The organism is Bradyrhizobium sp. 23 (genome assembly GCF_023073295.1).
Lineage (GTDB): Bacteria > Pseudomonadota > Alphaproteobacteria > Rhizobiales > Xanthobacteraceae > Bradyrhizobium > Bradyrhizobium canariense_D.
Window position 1 is genome coordinate 651,702 of record NZ_JADPJF010000151.1, and the last position, 8,960, is coordinate 660,661.

General features: G+C 67.0%; 9 protein-coding genes. 3 read left to right on the plus strand and 6 right to left on the minus strand.

Annotation, left to right across the window (positions count from 1 at the left end; all coding sequences use genetic code 11):
* The first annotated feature begins 22 nt into the window (after window positions 1-22).
* The 3 genes from IVB32_RS40200 (at window position 23) to argG (ending at window position 2,781) form a co-directional block, all read left to right on the plus strand.
* Window positions 23-517, plus strand: a complete 495-nt coding sequence (locus IVB32_RS40200) for a hypothetical protein (protein WP_018459767.1) — start codon at window positions 23-25, stop codon at window positions 515-517.
* Between the two features lie 56 nt (window positions 518-573).
* Window positions 574-1,350, plus strand: a complete 777-nt coding sequence (locus tag IVB32_RS40205) for a phosphatase PAP2 family protein (protein WP_018459768.1) — start codon at window positions 574-576, stop codon at window positions 1,348-1,350.
* A gap of 93 nt (window positions 1,351-1,443) precedes the next feature.
* Complete coding sequence (gene argG, locus IVB32_RS40210) at window positions 1,444-2,781, plus strand: argininosuccinate synthase (RefSeq protein WP_018459769.1); 1,338 nt, start codon at window positions 1,444-1,446, stop codon at window positions 2,779-2,781.
* A 77-nt stretch (window positions 2,782-2,858) separates the two neighbouring features.
* Here argG and IVB32_RS40215 read toward each other — a convergent pair whose 3' ends face one another.
* The 6 genes from IVB32_RS40215 to IVB32_RS40240 form a co-directional block, all read right to left on the minus strand.
* The gene (locus tag IVB32_RS40215; protein ID WP_247413118.1) at window positions 2,859-5,030 is read right to left on the minus strand and encodes an OmpA family protein; all 2,172 of its coding nucleotides are present in this window, start codon (window positions 5,028-5,030) and stop codon (window positions 2,859-2,861) included.
* Between the two features lie 185 nt (window positions 5,031-5,215).
* The gene (locus tag IVB32_RS40220) at window positions 5,216-5,458 is read right to left on the minus strand and encodes a hypothetical protein (RefSeq protein ID WP_018459772.1); all 243 of its coding nucleotides are present in this window, start codon (window positions 5,456-5,458) and stop codon (window positions 5,216-5,218) included.
* Window positions 5,458-5,943: a pyridoxamine 5'-phosphate oxidase family protein gene (locus tag IVB32_RS40225; RefSeq protein ID WP_018459773.1), complete on the minus strand. Its 486-nt coding sequence runs from the start codon at window positions 5,941-5,943 to the stop codon at window positions 5,458-5,460. Before IVB32_RS40225 ends, IVB32_RS40220 begins: the two co-directional genes overlap by 1 nt.
* A 72-nt stretch (window positions 5,944-6,015) precedes the next feature.
* Window positions 6,016-6,402 (minus strand): VOC family protein, encoded by a 387-nt coding sequence (locus IVB32_RS40230; RefSeq protein ID WP_007598770.1) that lies wholly within the window; start codon window positions 6,400-6,402, stop codon window positions 6,016-6,018.
* 22 nt (window positions 6,403-6,424) lie between these two features.
* Window positions 6,425-7,249 (minus strand): FkbM family methyltransferase, encoded by an 825-nt coding sequence (locus IVB32_RS40235; RefSeq protein WP_018459774.1) that lies wholly within the window; start codon window positions 7,247-7,249, stop codon window positions 6,425-6,427.
* Window positions 7,250-7,376: 127 nt separating this feature from the next.
* Window positions 7,377-8,960, minus strand: a 1,584-nt coding sequence (locus IVB32_RS40240; protein WP_247413120.1) for an ABC transporter ATP-binding protein/permease, incomplete at its 5' end; no start/stop codon positions are given.

An 8,960-nucleotide genomic window follows, 5' to 3' on the forward strand; every position in this document is an offset into this window, starting at 1 on the left:
CAGTCACCAATTCGTTCCCATCATGTCCCTGATCGGCCGCCTCGTCGTCATCTTCATCGGCTTCCTCGCCGCCTGTTTCGTCGGCGGCATGATCGTTGTCGTCGCGCTGTTGTTTCCGGAGTTCGCCGATCTCGGCGCCGGTCCCGTCGATCAGGGCACGATCGATATCCTGCTCGGGTTCGGCTTCATCTTCGTCTCGGGCTTTGCGCTGGTGCCGGCGGCGGTGATCGTGGCGATCACCGAGGCGCTCTACATCCGCAGCGCGCTCGCCTATGCCGTGGGCGGAGGCGTCGTGGGGCTCGCCTGCTATCTCGGCCTGGTCCCGTTTCATTCCGACACGCTGCAATTCGAAGGCATTGTGCGGCGGCATCTGGAGATCATGACCGGCGCGGGCATCGTCGCCGGCGTCGTCTACTGGCTGATCGCCGGCCGCAATGCCGGCGCTTGGCGCAATCCGCCGCCTGCGCGCCAACCGCCTCCGCCGCTGCCGTCGAATTCGCGGCCGGATGCGCGGTGACTTTCTGACTTGTCACGGGGTTTTCATCCCTTTCCCACTGGGCTAAACCGCGCGCCATGAACCGGACTGGACTCTTCATCGCCCTGGCGCTGTGGCTCGTGATCGGCGTCGTTTTCGGCCTCTATCCCGAGCTTGATCTCAAGCTCGCCGCGCTGTTCTTCGACCCTGAGACGAAAACGTTTCCGCTCAAGCTGAACGGTTGGGCCGGCTTCGCGCGCGACGCCGCGATGTGGGTCGCCTGGGCGTTCGTGCTGCCTGCGCTGATCGCGCTCGTGGTCAAGATGGTCCGGCCCGACCGCCCGCTGATGGTATCCGGTCGCGCGATCGTCTTCCTGCTGGTCACGATCATCATGTCGGCCGGCATCCTCACCAATCTCGCCTTCAAGTCCTATTGGGGCCGGCCGCGCCCGGTGGTGGTGACGCAGTTCGCCGGCGACCAGCAATTCGTGCCGTGGTGGGATCCGCGCGGGGGCTGCGCGCGCAACTGCTCGTTCTTCTCGGGCGAGGGCGCGACCGCGTTCTGGACGCTGGCGCCGGCCGCACTGGCACCGCCGGCGTGGCGACCGCTCGCTTATGCCGGAGCCGTGGTGTTCGGCCTCGTGACCAGCGGGCTGCGGATGGCCTTTGGCGGCCATTTCTTCACCGACGTGTCGATCGCCGGCCTCGTCACCTTCGTCGTGATCTGGTTTGCCTACGCGCTGATTTACCGCTGGCCGCGGACCCGGTTTTCCGACGAGGCGGTCGATGCCGCCCTGACTCGGCTGAACATGCCCGCTTACCGGCTCCGCCAGCGCCTGTTCGGACGCAAGACGGGTGCCGAGCCGTCAGTTTGAGCCATTAAAGGGGTGCCGAGCCCCGCGAAATTTGATATTCGCGCGGTCAACCCGTGAAACGACATCAGCCCTTCGAGACCGATTGGAAGCCCCATGACCACGATCCTGAAAAGCCTGCCCAAGGGGGAGAAAGTCGGCATCGCTTTTTCGGGCGGCCTCGATACCAGCGCGGCGCTGCTCTGGATGAAGCAGAAGGGCGCGCGCTGCTACGCCTATACCGCCAATCTCGGCCAGCCGGATGAGGCCGATTACAACGAGATCCCGCGCAAGGCGATGGAGTTCGGCGCGGAGAAAGCGCTGCTGGTCGATTGCCGCACGCAGCTCGTCCACGAAGGCATCGCCGCTATCCAGTCCGGCGCCTTTCATATCTCGACCGGCGGCATCACCTATTTCAACACCACGCCGCTCGGGCGCGCCGTCACCGGCACGATGCTGGTCGCGGCGATGAAGGAGGACGGCGTCAACATCTGGGGCGACGGCTCGACCTTCAAGGGCAACGACATCGAGCGCTTCTATCGCTACGGCCTCCTGACCAATCCGGGCCTGCGCATCTACAAGCCCTGGCTCGACCAGCAGTTCATTGACGAGCTCGGCGGCCGCGCCGAGATGTCGGCGTTCATGACGGCGCAGGGCTTTGCCTACAAGATGAGCGCCGAGAAGGCGTATTCGACCGACAGCAATCTGCTCGGCGCGACGCACGAGGCCAAGGATCTTGAAAGTCTCGACAGCGGCATCAAGATCGTCAACCCGATCATGGGCGTGCCGTTCTGGCGTGACGACTGCAACGTCAAGGCCGAGAAGGTTGTGGTGCGTTTCGAGGAAGGCCAGCCGGTCGCGCTGAACGGCCAGACCTTCTCTGATCCCGTCGCGCTGTTCCTCGAAGCTAACGCCATCGGCGGCCGCCACGGCCTCGGCATGAGCGACCAGATCGAGAACCGCATCATCGAGGCCAAGAGCCGCGGCATCTATGAAGCGCCCGGTATGGCGCTGCTGCACATCGCCTATGAGCGCCTCGTCACCGGCATCCACAACGAAGACACCATCGAGCAGTACCGCATCAGCGGCATGCGCCTCGGACGCCTGCTCTACCAGGGCCGCTGGTTCGATTCGCAGGCCCTGATGTTGCGCGAGACCGCGCAGCGCTGGGTCGCGCGCGCCGTCACCGGCGAGGTCTCGCTCGAGCTGCGCCGTGGCAACGACTACTCGATCCTCAACACCGAAAGCCCGAACCTCACCTATGCGCCGGAGCGGCTCAGCATGGAGAAGGTCGAGGACGCGGCGTTCACGCCGGCCGATCGCATCGGTCAGCTCACCATGCGCAACCTCGACATCAACGATACCCGCGCCAAGCTGAAGCTCTACAGCGACACGGGCCTGCTCTCGGGCAGCGAAGGCTCGCAGATCTTCCGGCTGGAGAGCGACAAGAGCTGACACGCTCCATCCGGGCTACGAAACAAAACAAAAAATGGCCGGGATTGCTCCCGGCCATTTTGCATTTGTGTGTCGCCTCAGCGCGGCGGCGCGGTGCCGGGCGGGGGCGGCGGCAGCGAGGCCTGGCCGCCGTTGAGCAACGGCGTGATGTTGCGGACGGTGACGCGCCGGTTGATCGCGCTCGGTCCTTGCGTCTGCTCCTTCAGGTACTGCTCGCCATAGCCTTGCGACGTCAGGTTTTCAGACGGCACACCGAATTGCTGGGTCAGCAATTCGGCCGCGGACTGCGCACGACGGTCCGACAATGACAAATTGTCGACGTCGTTGCCGACCGCGTCGGTGTGACCTTCGATCAGGAACACCACGCGCGGGTTGGCCTGGATCGCACGGTTGAGACCGTCCGCGATCGACTGCAGCTTCGCCGCCTGGTCCGGTGGGATGGTCCACGATCCGGTCTCGAAGTTGATCGTGTTGAGGTCGATGCTCGGCATTTGCATGCGAACATTCGGGCTGTAGCGGATCTCGTCGAGCGTGTAGCGACGGTTGATCCGCTGCACCGGCGGCGCCACCATCGTCTCGTAGATCACGTCCGGCGAGGCCTCCTGGGCGTCGACGATATAGCGATCGTAGGGCATGTTGACGACGGGCGGCGGCGCGTCGACATAGAAACCGCCGACCGACTGCGGATCGCGGTAGCTGTTGTCGATGATGACGAGCTCGCGCCCGGCCGGGTCCCTGCGGATTCGCCGCAGCAGCCGACCGTCCTGACCTACAACGGTAATGATCTCGCTGCCGTCGGGACGGATCACCACGGTGCGGGTATCGGCGCCGACAGTTTCGGTGCGGATGTCGCGGGCGCCATAGCGGAAGCGATAGAGATCGTTGCCGCGGACGTAGGTCTGCCCACCCGGATCGCGGATGATGATGCGGTCCGGCTCGGTGTAGACGGTGCGGCCGCCTTCGACCGACTCGCGGCGCTGGTTGCGGTAGTCGGCGATGGTGGCGCCGATCACGGCACCGGCGACGACACCTGCACCGATCGCGAGCGGCGTCAGGTCACGCTGCGGCGGACGCGGCGGTGGCGGCAGGGGCGTGGTCGTCGTGGGCGCGGCGCGGAACGCCGGCGCAACCGTGGGCGCCGCGTATTGCGCCCTGTTGGGCGGCGGGGTCGCAGCCGCCGAGCCCGGCACGGTGCTCGGTGCAGCGGCGCCGGCGGGGGGAGCCGGCGGCCGGGGCGGGGCGCCTGCCTGCGGCTGGGTCGGCGGAGCTCCGGCAGCGGGTGCACCAGCAGGAGGCGCACCACCCTGGCGTCCAGGGGGCGGTGTCACGGCGCCACCGGGGGCCGGCGTCGTTGTCGGAGCCGGAGTTGCACTAGGCGCAGGAGGCGAACCTGGACGGCCGGGCGGCGGCGTCGGAGTGCCACCGGGAGTCGGCGTGGCCGTCGGCGCGGGCGTGGCGCCTGGAGCAGGTGACCCTGCAGCCGGGGGCGCACCAGGACGTCCGCCGGGAGGCGGCGTACCGGGGCGGCCAGTCGGCGGCGTGCCCGGCGTGCTGCCTGGAGCCGGCGTCGCGGTCGGCGCAGGAGTCGCCGTCGGTGACGGTGTGGCTGCAGGTGCAGCCGGAGCACCCGGTCGCGCGGTCGGAGCGGCCGGCGCAGGCGACGGTGTTGCCGTGGGCGCCGGCGCTGGGCGTCCCTGCGGAGTTGCTGCCGCAGGCGGCGTCGGTGCGTGCTGCGGAGCCGCGGCGGACGGCGGTGCTGGCGGCGGGGGAGCCGGGCGCGCGGAAGGCGGTGCCGGAGGCGGCGGTGTCGGCGCGTGCTGTTGCGGAGCCGCAGCCGGGGGCGGCGCAGGTTGCTTCGGGGCGGCGGGCGGCGGTGGGGGCGGCGGCGGTGCCGGACGGGCCACAGGTGGCGGCGGCGGCGGCGGCGGTGCCGGACGGGCCGCAGGTGGTGGCGGGGGCGGTGGCGGCGCTGCTGGGCGCGGCGGTGCCGCAGCCGGCGGAGGCGCTGCCGGCGGATGGGGAGGTGCAGCTGCGGGCGGCGGTGCGGCCGGGCGCGCGGGCGCCGCAGGCGGCGCGGCCGCTGGTGGTCCCTTCGGCGGCTGCTTCGGTTTTCCGTCAGGGCCGGTCTCTTGTGGCTGCGCCTGCGCGACGACAAGCGGCGGCGCGCCTTGTGCATGCGATGCGGAGCTTGCGAATTGCATCGCGGTCAGAGCCGTGGTGGCAAGCAGCACGAAACGAAGGTTGGTCATGTGGTGAACTTCCCCGGAAGGTTCTTTGACGAAGTGTTCGGATGAACAGCTACGCGTTAGGCCGGATTGTGGCGGACGAAGCGGACGCGGCCCGATTTATTTCTGCACGCAAATCACCTCACTATGGTGACGTTCATTGCGCATTCAGACGCAGGTTGCAATTGCCTCGGATCTGATGCGTCGCCTCATGCGCGATCCCGCGGCGGACTTGCATCCGTCGCGGGATTCGGCGTGAGCGGTCCGTTCGGTCCGCGTGATGGAATCTCTTCAGGCATGCGGCCCGGCAATTCGTCGGGCGGCGCTGGCGAGCCGGGCTCGCGCACCGGCGGTGCGATTTCAGGCTGCGGATTGCTCGGCGGAATCCCCGGCGGCGGTTCGGTGGGCGTACCGGGCGTCGACGGCGGTATCTCGGGCGGCTCGATCGGCATTACATAGAGACCTTGCGGTTGTCGCCGAGATCGGGGCGCGTGTTCGTCACCGCCGCGGCCGCCATCTTCACATAGGAAATCACGGTGCCGGGCGAGTCCCAGAACTCGGCATCGTCAGGCGTGACCTTGAGCACGCGGATGTTCGGATCTTCCGCAGAGTCCCACCACGCCTTGGCCGGCGTCGAGAACAGCTCCTTGATCTTGGCACGGTCATTGGAGATCATTGCGGTGCCCGTCAGCGACACGTATTTCTGGCTGCCGGCATCTGCGAACGACAGGTTGATGGACGGATTGCGCGCGATCTCCTCGTCCTTGTGACGCCGCGCGTCGGTGAGGAAATAAATCGTGTTCGCGTTGCGGTCGAGATAGGCGCTCATCGGCCGCGCGCGGAGCTTGTCGCCATCGCGCGTCACCAGCATCGCGAATCCGATCGTCTTCATCAGATCCCATACGCGGTCGACGTCGCGGGCATTGTCGTTGGCCATGTCGTGCTCCTTCTTGCAAGGGACGACAACGGCGCGCGCGGAACGAGGTTCCGGCCGAAGGATGGAACTTATCTATTCCGGCGCGTGGCAAACCGCCTCGATGTTGTGTCCATCAGGGTCGAGCACGAAGGCGCCGTAATAGGTCGGATGGTAATGCGCCCGGATGCCCGGCGGCCCGTTGTCGCGCCCGCCCGCTGCAATCGCCGCCTTGTAGAACGCGTCCACCGTGGCGCGGTCCTTCGCCAGAATCGCGACATGCACCGGCTTGTTCAGCGCGCCCTCGCCGCCGATCCAGAAATCCGGCTTGCCGTCGGCGCCGAAGCCGGCGGCTGGATCGTGTCCGGTCTGCTCCTGCGTGACCTCCATGATCAGGCTGTAGCCGAGCGGCGCCAATGCCTTGGCGTAGAACGCCTTGGCGCGCTCATAGTCGGAGACCGGGAAGCCCATATGGTCGATCATTCGTAACATCCGTTGTTCGTCGTCAGCGCGACAGGAACGTATTGCTCCGCGTCTTGCGCGCAACCACGAAACCGCGCGCGACCATGTCGGCGATACAATCGTCCCGCCATTCCTTTTGCGACAAATGCTCGATTACCACCGCGCGCGGCCATAGCAATTGCGGCGCGTCGCGGAAGAAGCCGATCAAAACGCGATCCTCGAAGCCCTCGACGTCGATCTTCAGCGCGTCCACCTTGGTGACGCCGGCCTCGCCGAGAATGCGCGTCAACCGCAGCGAGGGCACCTTGATCGCCTCGGCGCTGGCCGTGCCGGTGACGACATGCGTGGCACCGAGATTGTCGCCGCCGCTCTCGATCATCAGCTCGCCGTCGCTGTCGCCGGCGGCCGCCTGCACCAGGCGCACCTGCGTCGCTTTCGACGCGGCCTGGTTGAACGACAGCCGTCCAAACGTCATCGGATGCGGCTCGATGGCGATCACTTTGCCTGATGGCCCGACCTGTCGCGCCATCACCAGCGCGAAGGTGCCGACATTGGCGCCGACGTCGACGAACACGCCGCCCTCCGGGGTGTGCTGGCGCAGGAAGTCGAGCTCGTCGAGATTGTAATCGGGATTGAACAGCGCGCCGCGCTCGGTGGCGCTGCCCTGGTGATAGAAGCGGAACGATGCGCCCTGGTATTGCACGTCGATGGGACCACCGCGCAGCAGGTTCACCAATCGCGACAGCCAGGGCCGGAACGCGCCGCGCTTCAGCCCCGATTGTGTCGCGAGGCGAATGATCGCGGCCTGCGCCGCGTTCGGCGCAAACGCGCCGAACGGCGCGGACGAAGGGGCATTATCGGTCGCCAAGTCAAAGTCCTCGTTGCAAGCGGCGCATGCATAGCCGGTTTTGCCGGGGACTCCAACGCTCGATCCGGGCAACAATCTCTGGGTCGTCCCGGCCTTCGCCGGGACGACGAAGAAAAGAGACCGCCCCTCACGCCGCCTTTTTCGGCGCCTTGCGCTGGCGCAGGAAGCGGCCGAGCAGCTTGCGCTTGCCCTTGCGCGGGATCAGGTCGATATCGCTGACGAGTTTTGCGCCGCCCTTGCGGCGCTCCAGCACGATCTTGCGGCTGTGGAAGGCTTCCAGCTCGACACGATGCGCGACGCTGACGATGGTGGCCTTCGGCAGTTCGTCGGTGATCATCTTCATCATCTTGTCCTGGCTCTTCTCGTCGAGCGCCGAGGTCGCCTCGTCGAGCACGACGATATCCGGGTTGTGCAGCAACAACCGCGCGAAGGCGAGGCGCTGCTTCTCGCCGCCGGACAGCGTCTGGTCCCAGGGTGCTTCTTCCTCGATCTTCTCCTTGAGATGGTCGAGGCCGACCTTGTGCAGGGCCTCGCCGATCTCCTCGACCGTCCAGTCGTCTTCCGCGCCGGGATAGGCGACGGCACGACGCAAGGAGCCCGACGGCACGTAGGGTCGCTGTGGCAGCATGAACAGCCGCCGGTCGGGATGGAAATTGACGCTGCCGCCACCCCATGGCCAGAGCCCGGCGATGGCGCGCACCAGCGTGCTCTTGCCGGTGCCGGATTCGCCGGCCACCAGCAGCCGCTCGCCACGCTCGATCACCACCTCGGTCTCGCCGACCACGGCGGTGCCGTCATCGAGCGTGACGGAGAGATCCTTCAGCTCCAGCATGGCGTCATTGCTGGTCTCGCCGCGCTTGATGCGGCCGAAGCCGTCGCCCAGCTCGGCGCGCTCGAGGCCGTCGAGCGACATCATCAGCGAGGCGATGCGGCGAGCGCAGGCATTCCAGTCGGCGAGCCGCGGATAATTGTCGACCAACCAGCCGAACGCGCTCTGCACGATGGTGAAGGCGGAAGCCGCCTGCATCACCTGACCCAGCGTCATGCTGCCGTCGAGGAATTTCGGCGCGCACAGCAGAAGCGGCACGACCGGCGCAACGAGGCTCGATCCCTGCGACACCAGCGTGGTGCGCATGTGCTGACCCGCGAGCCGCGCCCATTGCCGCAGCACGTTGGTGAAATTGCGGTCGATGCCGTCGCGCTCCTCCTCCTCGCCGCCGAGCAGCGCGATGCTCTCGCCGTTCTCGCGCACGCGCGTCAGCGTGTAGCGGAAATCGGCCTCAGCCTGGTTCTTGTCCTCGGAGACCTGCACGAATTGGCGGCCGATCACCAGGATCGAGCCCGATGCGATTCCCGCATAGAGCATCGCGGCGATCACCAGGAAGCCGGGAATGGTCACCGACGATCCCGCAAGGGTGACGGTGAGCGCGCCGCCGATCGTCCAGAGCACGACGATGAAGGTCACGGCCGACAGCAGCGCGGACGTCACGCCGGCGAGAAAATCCACCGGAGAATCGGTCGCGACGCGCAGATCCTCCGCGATCCGGTATTCCGGATTCTTGTGGTCGCCGCTGACGAGATTGAGCTGGTAATAGCGGCCGTTGCCAAGCCAGCGCGTCAGCACGCTTGCCGTCAGCCACGCCCGCCAGCGCCGCTGGATGCCCATGCGCGCGAACACTTGTGCCACGCCGAGCACGATGCTGCCGATCGC